At 71.6% G+C, this 17,142-nt stretch carries 16 protein-coding genes; 6 read left to right on the plus strand and 10 right to left on the minus strand.

Features of this window, described 5'->3' with window-relative positions; genetic code table 11:
* Positions 1-82: 82 nt before the first annotated feature.
* The 3 genes from ACM26Y_RS07310 to ACM26Y_RS07320 all read right to left on the minus strand — a co-directional run bounded on the left by ACM26Y_RS07310 (position 83) and on the right by ACM26Y_RS07320 (position 3,462).
* Positions 83-1,711, minus strand: coding sequence for a LuxR C-terminal-related transcriptional regulator (locus ACM26Y_RS07310; RefSeq protein ID WP_416063048.1), 1,629 nt, complete (start codon positions 1,709-1,711; stop codon positions 83-85).
* 88 nt (positions 1,712-1,799) lie between these two features.
* Positions 1,800-2,549 (minus strand): ABC transporter permease, encoded by a 750-nt coding sequence (locus ACM26Y_RS07315; protein ID WP_054372392.1) that lies wholly within the window; start codon positions 2,547-2,549, stop codon positions 1,800-1,802.
* Positions 2,550-2,646: 97 nt separating this feature from the next.
* The gene (locus tag ACM26Y_RS07320) at positions 2,647-3,462 is read right to left on the minus strand and encodes a mycofactocin-coupled SDR family oxidoreductase (RefSeq protein ID WP_416063049.1); all 816 of its coding nucleotides are present in this window, start codon (positions 3,460-3,462) and stop codon (positions 2,647-2,649) included.
* A 173-nt stretch (positions 3,463-3,635) separates the two neighbouring features.
* On the opposite strand from ACM26Y_RS07320, the gene ACM26Y_RS07325 reads away from it, so the two are divergent.
* Together ACM26Y_RS07325 and ACM26Y_RS07330 are read left to right on the plus strand one after the other, a co-directional pair.
* A complete protein-coding gene (locus ACM26Y_RS07325; RefSeq protein ID WP_203011521.1) occupies positions 3,636-4,289 on the plus strand; it encodes a TetR/AcrR family transcriptional regulator in 654 nt (217 codons plus the stop codon).
* Positions 4,286-4,945, plus strand: a complete 660-nt coding sequence (locus ACM26Y_RS07330) for an enoyl-CoA hydratase-related protein (protein WP_416063050.1) — start codon at positions 4,286-4,288, stop codon at positions 4,943-4,945. Before ACM26Y_RS07325 ends, ACM26Y_RS07330 begins: the two co-directional genes overlap by 4 nt.
* 4 nt (positions 4,946-4,949) lie before the next feature.
* Here ACM26Y_RS07330 and ACM26Y_RS07335 read toward each other — a convergent pair whose 3' ends face one another.
* The 6 genes from ACM26Y_RS07335 to ACM26Y_RS07360 form a co-directional block, all read right to left on the minus strand.
* Positions 4,950-6,509 carry an ATP-dependent DNA ligase gene (locus tag ACM26Y_RS07335; protein ID WP_416063051.1) on the minus strand — a complete coding sequence of 520 codons (1,560 nt, stop codon included), beginning with the start codon at positions 6,507-6,509 and terminating at the stop codon, positions 4,950-4,952.
* A gap of 93 nt (positions 6,510-6,602) precedes the next feature.
* Positions 6,603-7,685 (minus strand): ABC transporter ATP-binding protein, encoded by a 1,083-nt coding sequence (locus ACM26Y_RS07340; protein WP_003936009.1) that lies wholly within the window; start codon positions 7,683-7,685, stop codon positions 6,603-6,605.
* Between the two features lie 30 nt (positions 7,686-7,715).
* Positions 7,716-8,597, minus strand: a complete 882-nt coding sequence (locus tag ACM26Y_RS07345; RefSeq protein WP_416063052.1) for a carbohydrate ABC transporter permease — start codon at positions 8,595-8,597, stop codon at positions 7,716-7,718.
* On the minus strand, positions 8,597-9,562 hold the full coding sequence (locus ACM26Y_RS07350; protein WP_003936011.1) for a carbohydrate ABC transporter permease: 966 nt from the start codon (positions 9,560-9,562) through the stop codon (positions 8,597-8,599). Before ACM26Y_RS07350 ends, ACM26Y_RS07345 begins: the two co-directional genes overlap by 1 nt.
* Entirely contained in the window at positions 9,559-10,887 is a 1,329-nt protein-coding gene (locus ACM26Y_RS07355) for an ABC transporter substrate-binding protein (RefSeq protein WP_040782007.1), read from the minus strand. The genes ACM26Y_RS07350 and ACM26Y_RS07355 overlap by 4 nt, the downstream gene beginning before the upstream one ends.
* A 62-nt stretch (positions 10,888-10,949) precedes the next feature.
* A complete protein-coding gene (locus ACM26Y_RS07360) occupies positions 10,950-11,945 on the minus strand; it encodes a sugar-binding transcriptional regulator (RefSeq protein ID WP_416063053.1) in 996 nt (331 codons plus the stop codon).
* A 142-nt stretch (positions 11,946-12,087) separates the two neighbouring features.
* Between ACM26Y_RS07360 and ACM26Y_RS07365 the strand changes: the two genes are divergently transcribed.
* Genes ACM26Y_RS07365 through xylB form a run of 4 tightly spaced genes read left to right on the plus strand, consistent with a single transcriptional unit; the run spans position 12,088 to position 16,917 of the window.
* Positions 12,088-13,104, plus strand: a complete 1,017-nt coding sequence (locus tag ACM26Y_RS07365; protein ID WP_416063631.1) for an NAD(P)-dependent alcohol dehydrogenase — start codon at positions 12,088-12,090, stop codon at positions 13,102-13,104.
* 11 nt (positions 13,105-13,115) lie between these two features.
* On the plus strand, positions 13,116-14,588 hold the full coding sequence (locus ACM26Y_RS07370) for a mannitol dehydrogenase family protein (RefSeq protein WP_416063054.1): 1,473 nt from the start codon (positions 13,116-13,118) through the stop codon (positions 14,586-14,588).
* Positions 14,585-15,511, plus strand: coding sequence for a carbohydrate kinase family protein (locus ACM26Y_RS07375; RefSeq protein ID WP_416063055.1), 927 nt, complete (start codon positions 14,585-14,587; stop codon positions 15,509-15,511). The genes ACM26Y_RS07370 and ACM26Y_RS07375 overlap by 4 nt, the downstream gene beginning before the upstream one ends.
* Positions 15,508-16,917: a xylulokinase gene (gene xylB / locus ACM26Y_RS07380; RefSeq protein ID WP_416063056.1), complete on the plus strand. Its 1,410-nt coding sequence runs from the start codon at positions 15,508-15,510 to the stop codon at positions 16,915-16,917. Before ACM26Y_RS07375 ends, xylB begins: the two co-directional genes overlap by 4 nt.
* A gap of 13 nt (positions 16,918-16,930) precedes the next feature.
* Here the strand turns inward: xylB and ACM26Y_RS07385 are convergent, their stop codons facing one another.
* Positions 16,931-17,104, minus strand: coding sequence for a hypothetical protein (locus ACM26Y_RS07385; protein WP_161996180.1), 174 nt, complete (start codon positions 17,102-17,104; stop codon positions 16,931-16,933).
* Positions 17,105-17,142 lie beyond the last annotated feature (38 nt).

The raw sequence follows: 17,142 nt of genomic DNA on the forward strand, positions 1-17,142 counted from the left end.
CGACGCTAGGCGCCGGCGCCGCCGGCCGCGTCGGGCGAAGTGTGTAGCCGGCCGCGCATCCGGATGGGTAGTTCTGTGCAGCTCAGAGCAGGTGGTGCTCGTACGCGTAGGCCGTCGCGGCCGCCCGGGACTGCACGTCGAGCTTGGTGAAGATGTTGCTCAGGTGCCGCGCCACGGTCTTCTCGCTCAGCACCAGATCCCGGGCCACGGCCCGGTTGGTCTTCCCCGTCGCGACCGCCCGCAGCACCTCGACCTCGCGCGGGGTCAGCCGCCCCCGCCCGACCGGCCGCCCCGGAATTCGCGCGAGGTCCCGCAGGTCCGGCTCGGCGTGCAGGTCCCGGAACGTCGCCGCCGCGGCCTCGTACTCGAGGCGCGCCGTCTCGGCGTCACCGAGCGCGTCACAGCAGCGGCCCTGCAGTACCCGCACCCGCGCGCATTCGTAGGGCGCCTCGAACTCGCGCCAGAGTCCGCACGAGCGGCGCAGCCGCTCGAGTGCGGCACGCGGTGCCCCCTCGGCGAGCAGGACGGCGCCGGTGACCTGCTCGGCCATCGCGCTCAACGCCGGAGCGGCCTGGTCGCGGGCCAGTGCCGCGAGTTCGTCGGCGCTGCGGCGTGCGGCCGCGACGTCGCCGACGGCGAGGGCGATCTCCACGTGACCGGCGAGCATGCGCGGGCGGTGGAGGGGTGACGATTCGCCGAGCGCCCGGCGGATCCCGGCGAGTGCCGCGTCGGTGTCACCCTGGCGCAGGCGCAACAGCGCCATGCCCGGCTGGATCTCGCGGCCCAGCCGGCCGGCGTGGCGGTAGGCGTCCTCGGCCTCGTCGAACTCGCCGCGCAACCGGTGCAGTTCACCCTGCTCGTACCGGGCCATGCCGACGGCCGGTTGCCCCGGCGGGTCCGACAGCCGCCGGAACGCGAGCCGGGCCAGGTCCATGGCCTCCGCCCAGGCGCCCTCGAGTTGCAGGATCTCCGCGCGGTGCACGAGACACTGTCCACGGAAGGGGACGAGGCCGGGCTGGGCGTCGCACCAGCGGCCGAGTGCTCGCGTCCATTCCCGGGCTCGTTGCAGCTGGTAGGTGCCCTGGCAGGCCTCGATCGCCGCGCAGTACACCAGACCGGCGACGACCGGGGAGACCTCGTCGAGGGTCACGCCGACCATCACCTCGTCCAGCGCGGCGAGACCGCCGGTGACGTCGCCGAGCAGGATGCGGCACTGCCCGAGGCCGAGGGTGCCCAACGCGACGAGGTCGGCGTCGCAGCAGGACCGGCCGATCTCCTGGGCGGCGGTGAACGCGGGCAGCGCGTCGGCCGGACGATTCGCATGCATGTCCTGCACCGCCGCCGGCAGCATCAGGAACCCGCGCGTTGCGCAGTCCGGGCGGCCGGGCTCGGTCAGGTGCTGCGCGCGGGCGAGCCAGCCGCCGGCGCGCGCCACCTCGCCACGGTTCATCAGCAGGAAGCAGAGCCAGAACGCGCTGCGTCCGGCGCCTTCGGGGTCGTCGGCCTCGACGTGCGCGCGGAACGCCCGTTCGTACAGGGTCACGCAGTCGTCGTCCCGGCCGACGAGGTACGCGGACCGGGCGAACAGATCGAGATCGTCGGCGGTGAGGGGCTCGTGCGCGTCGGCGGCGCGGAACCTGTCGAACGCCCGCGTCCAGTCACGCGCGTGGAACGCTGCCCGCGCGTGGCCGAGCACCGTCGTCGGGCCCATCCTCGCTCCCTGCGGCGACCGAGCGTGCACCGAGTGGTTGCCTGCGATTTTACGCCCACCGGCCCCCGATTCCGGATGCAGCGGGAGGTCAGTCCGGCAGGCGGGGCCGGGTACGGACCGGTGCCAGACCGGAGACGAGGACGACGGCGGTGATCGCGCCGGCGGCCATGATCGCGGCGAGGACGACGATCTGGAAGCGTCCCGCCTCGAGCGGCGAGACACCGCCGAAGATCGCGCCGACGAAGGCGCCCGGCAGCGTCACCAGCCCGGTGGTCTTGGTCTGGTCGGTCGACGGGATCAACGCCGAGTGGACGGCGAGGCGCGTGAGCTCGCGGGTGGACTGCCGCGGCGTCGCGCCGAGCGCCAGCCAGCCCTCGACGGTGTCCCAGTTGTCCCCGGTCAGCTCTGTGAAGCGACGCCCGGTGAGGGTCGCGACGGTCATCGCGTTGCCGACGACGATGCCGCCGATGGCCAGCACGTACCGAGGGGAGAACTCGATGGTGCCGGTGACGAAGACGATCGTGAGGGTCACGGCGATCCCGAGTGCCATTGCGCCGGATACCAGGGCCACGTGCTGCGGGCTCCAGCCGATCCGGCGCGACGCGGTCAGAGCGGCCACCGTGAACATGACGAGCAGGGCGGCACCCACCCAGATCGGATTCGTGATCACCCCGGACAGGACCACGCTGATCAGGGCCAGCTGCACGGCGCCCCGCAGCACCGCGAGCGCCGGCGCGAAGTGATGCGGGGCGCGGTAGCCCCACAGCACCGCGGTCGTCACCCCGACGAGCAGTGCCAGCCCCACGAGGGTCGGTGCCAGCTCGGACGACCAGGTCACTCTGCGGAGCGTATCCGCCCGGGGCGGGAGGTGACCGAATGTGACATGCGTTCGATCGAATCGAACCGATGTGACATTCGGCCCACCGCCAGCGGGTTCAGCGGATCAGATTCCCGAGGTCCACGGGGATCTGCGCGCCGGTGATGTACTTCGCCTCGTCGGAGCACACCCATGCGACGACGGCAGCGACGTCCTCGGGCTGCAGGATCTCGTAGGGCAGGGAGTTCATGTAGATCGGGCCGAGGGTCCTCGCGTACTTCGCGATGAGCGGATGCAGGTCGTCGACCTTCATGCCGGTCTCCACACCGGCCGGGTGCACGGTGTTGACCCGGATCCGGTGCTCGCCCAATTCGTTCGCCATCGTCTTCGCCAGGCCGGTGATGCCGTGCTTGGTGGCGACGTAGTGACCCGTGAAGGGGGTGCCCTTCAGGCCCGAGACGGAGCTGGTGAAGACGACCGCTCCGCCCTCGCCCTGCTCGATCAGATGGGGCACGGCCGCCTTCGCGGTGTGGAACACGCCGGTGAGGTTGACGTCGACGGTCTCCCGCCACTGCTCGAGGGTGATCTCCCAGGACAGTGCGCCCGAGCAGATGCCGGCGTTCGCGACCACCACGTCGAGGCGGCCGAGCTGCTCGACGCCGTCGGCCAGGGCCCGCGACAGTGCGTCGAAGTCCCGCACGTCCGCGGTCGTGGCGACGATGCGACGGCCCGTCTTCTCGACCAGACGCACCGTCTCCGCGAGATCCTCTTCCGTCGCGCCCGGGTAGGCGGTCGAGGCGAAGTCGGTGCACGCGTCGATCGCGATGATGTCGGCGCCCTCGCGGGCGAACTGCACGGCTTCGGCGCGGCCCTGACCGCGCGCCGCGCCGGTGACGAAGGCGACCTTGTTCTCGAAACGGCCGGCGGTCTCCATGTTTGCCTCCTCGGTGTCGGACGCGGATTCTCCCGGCTCGAAACGGGGACGGTACCGCGGTTTCCGCTCACCGGGACTGCGACCCGGGAAGGCGCACGGTGCCGCGCGCCCGAGCGGGCGCGGCGTTCGGTTACCCACTGGTAACAGAGCGAATGTTCTGTTACGGTCCCGCTGTGCCCCGCCCCCGCATCCACGACCTCGACGAGGTTCTCGACGTCACCGAGAACCTGGTGGTGGCCGGGGGTGCGAGCGCCGTGACGCTGCGCGCGGTCGCCGCGGCCACCGGGATGTCGAACGGGGCTCTGTACCACGCCTTCGGCTCACGTGGTGGTCTGGTCGGCCGGGCCTGGTTGCGCGCGGCCCACCGCTTCCTCGACCTGCAGCGCGCGGCGGTCGACGAGGTTCTCGGCTCCGCGTCGACGCCGGACCGGGGGATCGACGCCGTCGTCGCCGCCGCCGATGCCCCTGCGGCGTTCGCCGCCCGGTTCCCCGAGTCCTCACGTCTCCTGCTCACCGTCCGGCGCGAGGAGTTGCTCGGGTCCGACCCGCCGGCGGACGTCGCCGCAGAGCTGAGCCGGCTCGATTCGATCCTGGTCGCGCTGCTCGTCCGACTGTCCCGGGCGTTGTGGGGCCGCGGCGACGCGCGTGCGGTCGCGGTCGTCGAGGACTGTGTCGTCGGTCTGCCCACCGGTCTGCTGCTCCGGCGCCGGCGTGTGCCCGACGCGGCCATGCGCCGCCGTCTCGAGGCCGCGGTCCGCGCGGTTCTCGCCCTCGATCCTCCGCCCGCGCCACCCGGGCGCGGCGGCCACACGAAAGGCCCGCGATGACCGCCACTCTGACCTACCGGGACAAGATCGCCGTCCTCGACCTCGGCGACGACGAGAATCGGTTCTCTCCCGACTGGCTCGACACCGTCGATCGGCTCCTCGACGAAGTGCAGCAGAACGCGCACGCACTCGTCACCACGGCGACGGGGAGGTTCTACTCGAACGGCCTGGACCTCGAATGGCTGACAGCGCACGGTGATCGGGCGCAGTGGTACGTCGGCCGGGTGCAGGCGCTCTTCGGCCGCATCCTCACCTTCCCGCTGCCGACGGTCGCCGCTGTGGTCGGGCACGCGTTCGGGGCGGGCGCCATGCTCGCCGTCGCGCACGACTACCGGGTGATGCGCGCCGACCGGGGCTACTACTGCTTCCCCGAGGTCGACATCCACATCCCGTTCACGCCGGGCATGGCCGCGCTGATCCAGGCCAAGCTGACCCCGCAGACCGCGGTCACGGCGATGACCACCGGTCACCGCTACGGCGGCCTCGAGGCCGAGGCCGCCGGCCTGGTCGACCGCACGGCCGGCGCGGGCGGCGTCCTGGACGCCGCCGTCGAACTCGTCACCCCGCTCGCGGGCAAGGACCCCGGCACCCTCGGCGCCATCAAGTCCACCATGTACGCGGCCGTGGTCGACGCGCTCGCCCAGGGCCGGGGGTGACCGGTCACGAACGTCCGTGATCGGACGGAATCGGTTGACGCGGAGCGGAATCCGACCCCGGTAGCAGTGCGCGCACCGCGTCGACGGTGTCCGCCTCGGCGGCGGTCTTGTCGGGGCGGTAGCGCAGCACGCGGGCGAAGCGCAACGCCAGCCCGCCGGGGTAGCGGGGGCTGACCTGAACGCCGTCGAGTTCGATCTCCACGACCAGCTCCGGGCGCAGGTACACCGTGTGCGCGTCGCGGTTGCGTTCGTGCCGCGGGAACTCTTCGGTCTGCCATTGCAGCAGGGCGTCGGTCAGTCCCTTGAATGTCTTGCCCACCATGATCGGCTCGCCGCCGTCCGGATCTCGCGCGCCCAGATGGAGATTGGACAGGTAGCCGGTGCGGCGGCCGTAACCCCATTCGGCGCCCAGCACCACCAGGTCCAGGGTGTGCTCCGGCTTGACCTTCTGCCAGGCGCGGCCGCGCCGGCCCGCCGCGTAGGGGGCGGTGAGATCCTTGACGACGACACCCTCGTGCCCGGCGGCGAGGGCCGCGTCGAACTGGGCGTCCGCGGTGGCGTCGTCCGGCCGCAGCACGCCCGGGATCCGGTGGTCCGGCGCGACCCGCTGCAGAGCGTCGAGGCGGTCGGCGAGCGGCGCGTCGAGCAGGTCGGTGCCGTCGAGGTGCAGGCAGTCGAAGAAGTACGGGTGCAACAACAGCTCGTGTGCGGATTCGGCGCCGAAGCGGCTCATCGTCTCCTGGAACGGCCGGGGCCGGCCCGCAGGGTCGAGTGCCAGGGTCTCGCCGTCGAGCACGACCGACGTGCAGGGCAGTGTGCCGACCAGCTCCACGAGTTCGGGGACGCTGCGGGTGATCTCCCGCAGCGTGCGGGTGAACACCCGCACCGTCTCACCCTGGCGGTGCACCTGGATGCGGGCGCCGTCGAGCTTGTACTCGACGCTGACCTCACCGCCGAACTCGTCGTATGCGCCGGCGAGGGACTGGGCCGGGGCGGCGAGCATCGGCCGGATCGGCCGGCCCACCTCCAGCCGGAAGGCGGCGAGCGCGTCCGCGCCGCCGCCGAGGGCGGCCGCGGCGGTCGCGGGCAGCCGGCCGGAGAGCATGAACGCCCGGCGCATGGTCTCGGCCGGCAGGCCGGCCGCGGCGGCTACCGCGTCGGTCATCACCCCGTCGAGCGCACCCTGCCGCAGATCCCCGGTCAGCAGCCGCACCAGGAAATCCTGTTCCTCGGCGGTGGCCGCGCCGAGCAGGCCGGCGAGCAGTTCGCGTCGCCGCCCCGTCGAGCCGGCCCCGGACAGACCGGCGAGCTCGGTGAAGGCCCGGTCCACGTCGGAGACGGTCAGCGACGGCTCCTCGGACGGGTCGATGCGGGACCCGGCGAGGGTGCGCCAGCCCACGCCGATCCGGCCCTGACGGGGCTCACCCGCCAGCCACGACACCACGGGCTCGACCTCCCCGGGGTCGAGGACGGCGAGGAGGGTGCGCAGTTCCTCCACCTTGGCCCGCCGCGACCGGGTGGCGCCGACGGCCTGCGAGGTGGCGACGATCGTCGAGAAGAGCACGTTCCGACCGTACCGACCACCGCCGATTCCGGCGCGGTTTCACCGCCGGTTCCGGCGCGGTTTCACTGCCGGTTCCGGCGCGGTTTCACCGGGTCAGTCGCCGACGCGTTCGCCGGTCTCCGGATGGAACAGGTGCACCGTGCCTTCCCGCTTGCGCAGCCGGATCGTGTCCGCCAGCCGGGCGGGGGTGCGGGTGAGCGAGCGCGCGACGAGGGGGGTGTCGCTGCGCGCGACGCGGGTGTACACGTACGACTCGCTGCCGAGCTCTTCGACGAGTTCGACGATGGTCTCGACGCCGTCACCCTCCGTGATCTCGAGCTGTTCGGGCCGGATCCCGACGGTGACGGTCTCGAGGCCGGCGCGGTGCAGCGAGGCGATGCGGTCGCGTTCGACCTCGACGACGGTGCTGCCGATCTGCACGCCGCCGTCGACGATCCGCGCGTCGAGCAGGTTCATCGCGGGCGAGCCGATGAACCCGGCGACGAATGCGTTGGCGGGCCGGTCGTACAGCTCGGTGGGGGAGGAGAACTGCTGCAGCTTGCCGCCGCGCAGCACCGCCACCCGGTCGCCCATGGTCATCGCCTCGACCTGATCGTGCGTGACGTACACGGTGGTGGTGCCGAGTCGCCTTTGCAGCGCGGCGATCTGGGTGCGGGTCTGCACGCGCAGCTTGGCGTCGAGGTTGGACAGCGGCTCGTCCATGCAGAACACCTGCGGTTCGCGGACGATCGCGCGGCCCATCGCGACGCGCTGGCGCTGGCCGCCGGAGAGCTTGGCGGGTTTGCGGTCCAGGTAGTCGGTGAGGTCGAGCAGCTTCGCCGCCTGTTCGACCTTGCGGCGCCGCTCGTCGGCGCCGACGCCGCGCATCTTCAGCGCGAAGCCCATGTTCTCGGCGACGGTCTTGTTCGGGTAGAGGGCGTAGTTCTGGAAGACCATCGCGATGTCACGATCCTTCGAGGGCACGCCGACCATGTCGCGACCGCCGATGCTGATCGAGCCTTCGTCGATGTCCTCGAGACCGGCGAGCATCCGTAGGGCGGTGCTCTTGCCGGAGCCGGACGGGCCGACCAGGACGACGAATTCTCCGTCCTGGATGTCCAGGTTCAGGGAGTCGACGGCGAGGGTGTCGGAGTTCTCGTAGATGCACGACGCGTTGCGGTAGGTGATCTCGGCCATGACGGTTCCTTCGGAAAGTGTGTGGGGGAGTTACTTGATCGCGCCGAACGACAGGCCGCGCACGAGCTTGTTCTGGGCGAGCCAGCCGGCGAGGACGACAGGCAGCGCCGCCATCGTGGCGGCCGCGGACAGGCGGGCCCAGTACAAGCCTTCGCCGGTGATGAAGCCGACGAGGAACACGGGAATGGTCTGCGCCTGCACCGCCGTGAGGTTGACGGCGAAGAAGAACTCGTTCCAGGAGAAGATGACGCAGATCAGGGCGGTGGCGGCGATGCCGGGGGAGACGAGCGGCAGGATCACCTCCCGCACCGAGGTCCACAGGTTCGCGCCGTCCATGCTCGCGGCCTCGAGCAGCTCGCCTGGCACCTCGAGGAAGAACGAGCGCATCATCCACACCGCGATCGGCAGGTTCATCGCGGTGTAGAGGATGATCAAGGCCCAAATATTGTCGAGCAGACCGATGTTCGCGACGATCACGTACAGCGGGATGATCGCGGCGACGATCGGCAGCATCTTCGTGCTGATGAAGAAGAACAGGGCGTCCTTGGTCTTGCGTACCGGCCGCAGCGACAGGGCGAATGCGGCGGGCACGCCGAGCAGCAGGACGAGGATCGTCGACACGCCGGTGGCGAAGGCCGAGTTGAGCAGGCTGACACCGACGCCGGTGTCGAACACCGCGCGGAACTGGTCGAGGGTGGGCGTGAAGAAGAACTTCGGGGGATCCGAGTAGGCGTCGGCCTCCTGTTTGAAGGCGGTGAGCACCATCCAGAACACCGGGAAGAAGAATCCCAGGGCGGCGATCCAGGCGACGACACCCCACGGACTGGCCTTGCGGTGCTTGCGTTTCCGGGCTCGGGCCGGGACGGTCTCCGGTGTGGGAGCCTGCTGTGCGGTGGGGGCGGTGGTGCTCATCAGGCGGCCTCCTCCTTGCCGGTGAACGATGTGAAGATCAGCCGCAGTGCGACGGTGGCCACGACGATGGTGGCGACGACGACCACCACGCCCATGGCGGCGGCCTGGCCGATGTCGAAGCCGAGGAACGCACGCTGATAGATGTAGAAGGGCAGGTTGGAGCTCGCGGTGCCCGGTCCGCCCTGGGTCATCATGTAGATGGCGTCGAACGTGTTGACCAGGTGGATCGCGCCGAGCACGGCGCCGAGTTCGATGAACCGCCGCAGGTGTGGCAGCGTCAGCTCGCGGAACAGGGCGAAGGCGCCGGCCCCGTCGACCCGCCCGGCCTCGAGGATGTCCCGCGGCATCGACTGCAGACCGGCCAGGATGAGCAGCATCATGAACGGGGTCCACTGCCACACCAGGTTCGCCATCACCGCGGCGAGCGGGTAGCGGCTGACCCAGTCGATCTGCCCCACGCCGAACGGGGAGAGCACGAAGTTGACGATGCCGAACACCGGATCGAACATCGCGGTCTTCCAGATCAGTGCGCCGGCGACCGGGGTGACGAGGAACGGGGTGATGAGCAGGGTGCGGACGATGCCGCGGCCGAGGAAGACCCGGTCGAGCAGCAGCGCGAGCAGCAGGCCCAGCACGACGGAGATCAGCACCGTGCCGACGATGAGGATCACCGTGTTGACCGCCACTTCGCGGAACTGGCTGTCGCGGAAGACGTCCGCGTAGTTCTGCAGGCCCACGAAGCTGCGCGAGCCCGGCCGCACCAGGTTCCACGACTGCGTCGAGTAGTAGAGCGTGAACACGAACGGGATCTGGGTGACCACGATCATGAAGATCAGGGCCGGCAGCAGGGGCCCGCGTCGGCGCCAGCCCTCTGCGCGGGAGACCGCGTCGCTCTTGGCGTCGCGCACCCGGCGGATGCGCTCCGCGTCGTCGGCGGTGGAGGCGCCGACCGCCAGGGTTGTCATCGCTGATCCTCTCGGTAGGTGGCGCCGACCACGTCGGCGTATTCCTGCGCCTGTTCCAGTGCCTCGGTGACGGTCTTCTGGCCCGCGATCGCGGCGCTGATCTGCTGGCTCACCCGGGTTCCGAGGTCCTGGAACTCGGGGATGGCCAGGAACTGGACACCGGTGTAGGGCACCGGTTCGACCGTCGGGGCCTCCGGCGTCGCGCTCTCGATGGACTCGAGGGTGAGCGGACCGTATGCGGCTGCGGCCTCACGGTATTCGGGGATCTCGTAGGTCGACAGCCGGCTGCCGGGCGGTACCCGCTCCCAGCCGAGGGTCTCCCCGACGGTGCGCAGGTACTCCTTGCTGGTCATCCACGCGACGAACCGCCACGCGGAGTCCGCATTGTCGCTGCCGACGGGGATGCCGAGCGACCAGCTGTAGAGCCAGCCCGCGTCGTCCTTGACCCGGATCGGTGCCGGGGCGTAGCCGATCTTTCCGACGACGTTGCTCGACGCCGGGTCCTCGAGGGTGGAGACCGCCGAGGTGGAGTCGTACCACATCGCGACCCGGCCCTGCGCGAGTTGCGTCGCGCATTCGCTGAAACCGCTTGTGGCGGCCCCGGGCTGACCGTGCTCGCGGACCAGGTCGACGTAGAACTGCACCGCCTCCACGACCTCGGGACTGGTGAGCTGAGCGTTCCAGTTCTCGTCGTACCAGCGTCCGCCGAAGGTGTTGATCACGGTGTTCAGCGGGGCGAGCACCTCACCCCAGCCGGGCTTGCCGCGCAGGCAGATCCCGGCGGTGTCGGGGGTGTCGAGCCGGGCGGCCGCGGCCGCGACCTCGTCCCAGGTGGGGGTGGGCGACAGGGCGATCCCGGCCTGCTCGAACAGGTCCTTGCGGTACATCAGGAAGGACGACTCGCCGTAGAACGGCACCGAGTACATGTCGCCCTCGTAGGACAGCGATTCGCGCAGGGTGGGGATGAAGTCGTCCTCGTCGTAGCCCTCCGTCCGGCGGGCGTACTCGGAGAGGTCGGTCAGCCACCCGTTCGCCGCCCACTGTGGCGTCTCGTAGTTGCTGATCATCACCACGTCGAATTCGCCGCCGCCCATGGCGGTGGAGGCCGTGATCTTCGCGCGGGCCTGGTTCTCCGAGAGGGTGACGAACCGCAGGTCGATATCCGGGTTCTCGGCCTCGAACTGTGCGGCGAGTTGCTGGGCGTCCTGCATCTGCGAGTTCGACACCATCGCGATGGTGACGGTCTGGTCGGAGGCGCCGATCGAGCCGGCGCCGGCGCAGCCGCTGAGGGTGAGGCTGAGCGCCCCGGCCCCGGCCGCAAGGATGCGGGTGGTTCTTCTGGATCTGTTCACCGATCGTCGCCTCTTCTCCGGTCTCTCCGGTGGTGTCATCGGTCGAGTAGCCAACGTGCGCACTCGATGTCGCATGCGAGCATGGTGGCCAGGCCGCCGCGCAGCGCCCCCAGTGCGGCCTGGTGTTTGGCGGCCCCGCCGGTGACGAGGACCGCACTCGGGCAGGCGCGGATGTCGTCGAGCGAGACCGACACGGCGCGACGGTCGAGATCCGCGCCCACGGCCGTGCCGTCGGCGTGGAAGAACCGTCCCGCGATCTCTCCGACCGCGCCGAGGTCGGTGAGGGTGTCGAGCATGGCGGTGTCGAGATAGCTGCCCTCGAACAGGGTGGTCGACGTGGACACCGCGCCCACGCCGAACATCATCATGTCGGCGTGGCGGCCGACGTCGAGGGCGCGGGAGATCATGGAGTCGGCACGCAGGGACGCGACTGTCGCGGGGTCGGCGTACAGGGGGACCGGGAGCCGGACCATCCTGGCTTGCAACTGCTCCGCGCAACGCCCGAGCACGTACTCGGCGCCGGTCTGGTAGTCGGACGTGGTGACGGAGCCGTCGAGCTGGACGATCGTCGCGCACGTGGCCCCGCCCGGCGGCAGCGCCTGCGCGACGGCCACGGTCTCCGGTCCCCAGGTGAACCCGAGGGTGTCGGTCGCGCGGATCCGCCGGCTGATCAGGGCTGCGGCGGCCCGTCCGACCCCCGCGAAGCTGGCGGCCTCGTCGAGCGGGCCGGCCGTGTCCACCCCGTCGCCGACGACGACGGCCTCGAGCAGGCCGAAACGCTCCTCGAGGGCGCGTTCCTCGTCGGCGTGCAGGTCGTCGCGCAGGTTGGCCGGCACGTTCACCTCGATGCGTACCAGGCCCTGGGCCCGGGCCCGGGCGACGAGCCGTCCCGCGGTCGGCCGGGAGACGCCCAGGCGCGTCGCGACCTCGGCCTGGGTGAGGCCGTCGAGGTAGTACAGCGTCGCCGCGCGCAGCGCCAGGCGCAGATCCTCCGGTGCCGCGGTGGCCGCGGGCGGGTTCGGGACGGTCACGTCATCTCCTGGGTGGGAGGACTCGGGTGGGGAGCCGGTGGTTCGGTAGAGCGTGAGCAAATGCTCATGGGTGCGTTCATCTGCTCAGTACGCTAGCATCGGCACTGTGACCCACACAACACCCCCGTCGATCCCGGATCGCATGCGCGCCGCCGTCCTGGTCGAACCCGGACGGATCGAGATGCGCGAGCGGCCGGTCCCCGAACCCGCACCCGGCGACGTGCTCGTCCGGGTCACCGCGGTCGGCGTGTGCGGATCGGACACGCACTACTACCGCGAGGGCCGCATCGGTGAATTCGTCGTCGAGGCGCCGCTCGTCCTCGGCCACGAGGCCTCCGGCACGATCGCCGCGGTCGGCGCCGGCGTCCCCGCGGACCGGATCGGGCAGCGCGTGTCGATCGAGCCGCAGCGACCCGACCCGAACACCGACGAAACCCGGCACGGGCGCTACAACCTCTGCCCGCACATGCGGTTCTACGCCACCCCGCCCGTCGACGGCGCCTTCTGCGACTACGTCACCATCGGGGCGGAATTCGCCCATCCCGTCCCCGACGCCGTCTCCGACGACGCGGCCGCCCTCTGCGAGCCGCTGTCCGTGGGCATCGCCGCCGTCCGCAAGGCGGGCGTCACCGCCGGATCCCGGGTACTGATCACCGGCGCCGGCCCCATCGGCATCGTCACCGCGCAGGTCGCCCGCGCCTTCGGCGCCACCGACATCGTCGTCACCGACCTCGACGCGGACCGCCGCGCGCTGGCCCGGAAGTTCGGGGCGACCGACGCCCTCGACCCTCGCACCGACGACGTCACCGACCTGCACGTCGACGCCTACATCGACGCCTCCGGCGCCCCCGCCGCGGTCGCCGGCGCGATGCGGGCAGTGCGGCCCGCCGGCACCGTCGTCCTCGTCGGCTCCGGCGCCGAGACGATGGACCTGCCGGTCCAGCTGATCCAGAACCGTGAGCTGGTTCTCACCGGCGTCTTCCGGTACGCCCACACCTGGCCGACGGCCGTCGCCCTCGCCGCCGCCGGTCGCGTCGAACTCGACGCGATGGTCACCGCCCGCTTTCCGCTCGAGCGGGCGGCCGAAGCACTCGAATCCGACCGGACACCCGGCAACATCAAGACCGTCGTGCGGGTGCACTCCGGCGACGACACGTAAGGAGCCCCGAAGTGGACCTGGGGGAGAACACCCTGACCGCCCTGCCCGTCCCCGGCCCGACGTACTCGCGGCGCGACATCGGTGTCGGCATCGTGCATTTCGGGGTCGGTGGTTTCCATCGTGCCCATCAGGCGATGTACGTCGACCGGCTGCTCGAACGCGGCGCCCGCAACTGGGGCATCTGCGGTGTCGGCGTCATGCCCGGCGACCGCCGCATGCGCCACGCCCTCGCGGCCCAGGACGGCCTCTACACCCTGATCCTGCGCCACGCCGACGGCAAGTGGGAACCGCGGGTGATCGGCTCGATCGTCGACTACCGTTACGCACCCGAGGATCCCGAGGCGGTGATCGAGCTGATCGCAGCGCCCACCACCCGCATCGTCTCGCTCACCGTCACCGAGGGCGGCTACAACATCCGCCACGACACCGGCGAGTTCGACGTCGACGACCCCGCCGTCCGCCGCGACGTCGAGCACCCCGACGCCCCCGCCACCGTCTTCGGGCTCGTCACCGCCGCCCTCGGGCGCCGACGCGAACGCGGGCTGCCGTCGCCGACGATCATGTCCTGCGACAACATCGAGGGCAACGGCACCGTCGCGCGGCGGGCCTTCACGACCTTCGCCGCGCTCGTCGACCCCGGTCTCGCCGACTGGATGCGCGAGCACACCCGGTTCCCCAACTCGATGGTCGACCGCATCACCCCGGTCACGACCGGCGACATCGCCCCCGAACTCGACGCCCGCTTCGGCGTCCGCGATCGCTGGCCCGTCGTCGCCGAGCCGTTCACCTCCTGGGTGCTCGAGGACGACTTCTCCTGCGGCCGGCCGGCATTCGACGAGGCGGGGGTGCAACTCGTCGACGACGTCGCCCCGTACGAACTGATGAAACTGCGCCTGCTCAACGCGAGTCACCAGGCGCTCGCCTACTTCGCGCACCTGTGCGGCTACCGCTACGTGCACGAGGCCGCGCAGGACCCGTTGTTCGCGGAGTTCCTGCTCGAGTACATGGACACCGAGGCCACCCCCACCTTGCGGCCGGTGCCCGGCATCGATCTCGCGCAGTACAAGCGCACCTTGATCGAGCGCTTCGCCAACCCCGAGATCCGCGACACCGTCGCCCGGCTGTGCGCCGAATCCTCCGACCGCATCCCGAAATGGCTGCTGCCCGTGGCACGGGAGAACCTCGCCACGGGCGGATCGGTGCGCCTGGCCGCCGCCGTCGTGGCCAGCTGGGCCCGCTACGCCGAGGGCACCGACGAGGCCGGCGAACCCATCGAGGTCGTCGACCGACTCGCCGGCACCCTCGGCCCCCTCGCCCGCAGCCAACGCGAGAACCCGACCGCATTCCTCGAAAACCGCTCCGTCTTCGGCGATCTCGTCGACGAGCCGCGGTTCGTGGACGCCTACCGATGGGCGCTCGACTCCCTGCACCGCGACGGTGCCCGCGCCACGCTCGAAGCCCTCCGCAGCAAGGTCGGATCGTGAACGGGCACGTCCTCGTCGTCGGCGAGGCCCTGATCGACATCGTCCGGCGCGGCACGGCCGGGCCCGTCGAACACGTCGGCGGCAGCCCGCTCAACGTCGCCGTCGGCCTCGGCCGCCTGGGCCGCGACGTCGAATTCGTCACCCACATCGGCGACGACGACCGTGGCCGCCGTATCGTCCGCCACCTCGCCGATTCCTCGGTGCGGCTCGCCGCCGGCAGCAGCACCGCGCCGCGCACCCCCACGGCGACCGCCACCCTGGACGAGAACGGCGCCGCCACCTACGAGTTCGACCTCGAATGGCAACTGCCGGATCCGCGCCCGGAACCCGGTGCCGGACACGTACACACCGGGTCGATCGCGGCCCTGCTCGAACCCGGCTGCGAGGCCGTCGCCGCGCTGCTCGACCGGCACGTGCCCACCGCGACGATCAGCTACGACCCCAACGTCCGCCCCGCCCTCGTCGGCGACGACCCCCACGTCCGCGACCGCATCACCCGCTTCGTCGCGGGCGCCGACGTCGTCAAGGCCAGCGACGAGGACCTGCGCTGGTTCGCCCCCGGCCGCGACCCCCGCGACGTCGCGCAGGAGTGGCTCACCCTCGGGCCGGCGCTCGTCGCGGTGACCCTCGGCGCGGGCGGTGCCGTCGCGGTCGCGCGGTCCGGTGCCGTCGACGTCGCCGCGCACCCGGTCGAGGTCGTCGACACCGTCGGTGCCGGCGACGCCTTCATGGCCGGTCTGCTCGACGCCCTGTGGACGCAGGACCTGCTCGGCGATCGCGAGGGCCTGCGCGGAATCGGACCGGACGCGGTGCGCGCGGCTCTGGACGTCGCCGCGCGCACCGCGGCACTCACCGTCGCGCGCCCGGGTGCGGACCTGCCGACCCGCGGGGAGCGGGACTCCGACTCGAAGGAGCAGTGGTGACACTCGTCGCCGGGATCGATTCGTCCACCCAGTCCTGCAAGGTCCTCGTCTGCGACGCGCGCACCGGTCACGTCGTGCGGGAGGGCCGCGCCCCGCATCCCGACGGCACCGAGGTCGACCCGCGTGCCTGGGCGGATGCCCTCGGCCGTGCCGTCGCCGCCGCCGGCGGGCTCGACGACGTCGCCGCGGTGTCGGTCGGCGGTCAACAGCACGGGCTGGTGACCCTCGACGAGACCGGGACGGTGGTGCGCCCCGCGCTGCTGTGGAACGACACCCGCTCGGCCGCGGCCGCCGCCGACCTCGTCGCCGACCTCGGCGGCGGGCAGGCGTGGGCCGACGCCGTGGGGGTGGTGCCGCTCGCCGCGATCACCGTCGCCAAGGCGCGCTGGCTCGCCGACCACGAACCGGGCCACGCCGATCGCGCCGCGGCACTGTGCCTGCCGCACGACTGGCTCACGTGGCAGCTCGCGGGAGCCTCCGACGTCGGCGCGCTCGTCACCGACCGCAGCGACGCCAGCGGCACCGGCTACTACAGCGCCGCCGACGGTTGCTACCGCACCGACCTGCTCGAACTCGCGCTGCGCGGCCGCCGGCCCGTGCTGCCCCGGGTGGCCGGACCGGCCGAACGGGTCGGGGAGACGGCCGCCGGCGCCGCACTCGGACCCGGTGCCGGAGACAACGCCGCCGCGGCTCTGGCCCTCGGTGCGCGCGAGGGCGACGTGATCGTCTCCGTCGGCACGTCGGGCGTGGTCTCGGCCGTCTCGGCCACCCCGAGCCGCGATCCGGCCGGGCTCGTCGCCGGTTTCGCCGACGCCACCGGCCGGCACCTGCCGCTCGTGTGCACCCTCAACGCGGCGCGGGTCCTCGACGCCACGGCCGCGCTGCTCGGGGTCGATCACGACGAACTGTCACGGCTCGCGTTGTCGGCCCCGCCCGGCGCCGGCGGACTGGTAATGGTGCCGTACCTCGAGGGCGAGCGCACCCCCAACCGGCCCGGCGCCACGGGCGCGATCCACGGTCTGCGTCTGACGAATTCGACGCCGGAACACCTGGCACGCGCGGCCGTCGAGGGACTGCTGTGCTCGCTCGCGGACGGTCTCGACCACATCACCGCGCAGGGTGTGCCGGTACGGCGGGTGCTTCTCGTCGGCGGCGGTGCCCGTTCCCGGGCGCTGCGCGAACTCGCACCGGGCGTTCTCGGGATTCCGGTCGAGGTGCCCGAGCCGGGCGAGTACGTCGCCGTCGGCGCGGCCCGGCAGGCGGCCTGGGTGCTGGCCGGCGGCATCGAACCACCGCGCTGGGAAGGTGGCGCCGTGCGGCGCTACGAGGCGGATCCGGTCCCGGCCGTGCGTGCCCGGTACGGGGAGGTCCGTGACCTGACCGAGGGCACGATCCGCTGTCGCTGACGCGGGGGCCGGTTCAGGACAGGCCGAAGGCACTGGCCAGGAAGTCGATCAGCCAGGAGAAGATCTCGGCGGACCCGATCACGCTCGAGCCCTCGTCCGTGGTGTCGGCGAGGGCCGTGCCGGGCGCGAGCGCCGACAGGACTGTGGCGCCGAGAACTGCCGTGGTGATGCGAGCCGACGTCCGCACGAGCGTCTCCTTCCGACGGGTATCGAAACCAGTTCATG

It is taken from the genome of Rhodococcus indonesiensis, assembly GCF_047782815.1.
GTDB classification, from domain to species: Bacteria; Actinomycetota; Actinomycetes; order Mycobacteriales; family Mycobacteriaceae; genus Rhodococcus; species Rhodococcus indonesiensis.

Excerpts from the sequence above, each read along its gene's own strand:
- ACM26Y_RS07310 (WP_416063048.1), bottom strand. The coding sequence starts at position 1,711 with ATGGGCCCGACGACGGTGCTCGGCCACGCGCGGGCAGCGTTCCACGCG.
- ACM26Y_RS07320 (WP_416063049.1), bottom strand. The coding sequence starts at position 3,462 with ATGGAGACCGCCGGCCGTTTCGAGAACAAGGTCGCCTTCGTCACCGGC.
- ACM26Y_RS07330 (WP_416063050.1), top strand. The coding sequence starts at position 4,286 with ATGACCGCCACTCTGACCTACCGGGACAAGATCGCCGTCCTCGACCTC.
- ACM26Y_RS07340 (WP_003936009.1), bottom strand. The coding sequence starts at position 7,685 with ATGGCCGAGATCACCTACCGCAACGCGTCGTGCATCTACGAGAACTCC.
- ACM26Y_RS07345 (WP_416063052.1), bottom strand. The coding sequence starts at position 8,597 with ATGAGCACCACCGCCCCCACCGCACAGCAGGCTCCCACACCGGAGACC.
- ACM26Y_RS07350 (WP_003936011.1), bottom strand. The coding sequence starts at position 9,562 with ATGACAACCCTGGCGGTCGGCGCCTCCACCGCCGACGACGCGGAGCGC.
- ACM26Y_RS07365 (WP_416063631.1), top strand. The coding sequence starts at position 12,088 with ATGCGCGCCGCCGTCCTGGTCGAACCCGGACGGATCGAGATGCGCGAG.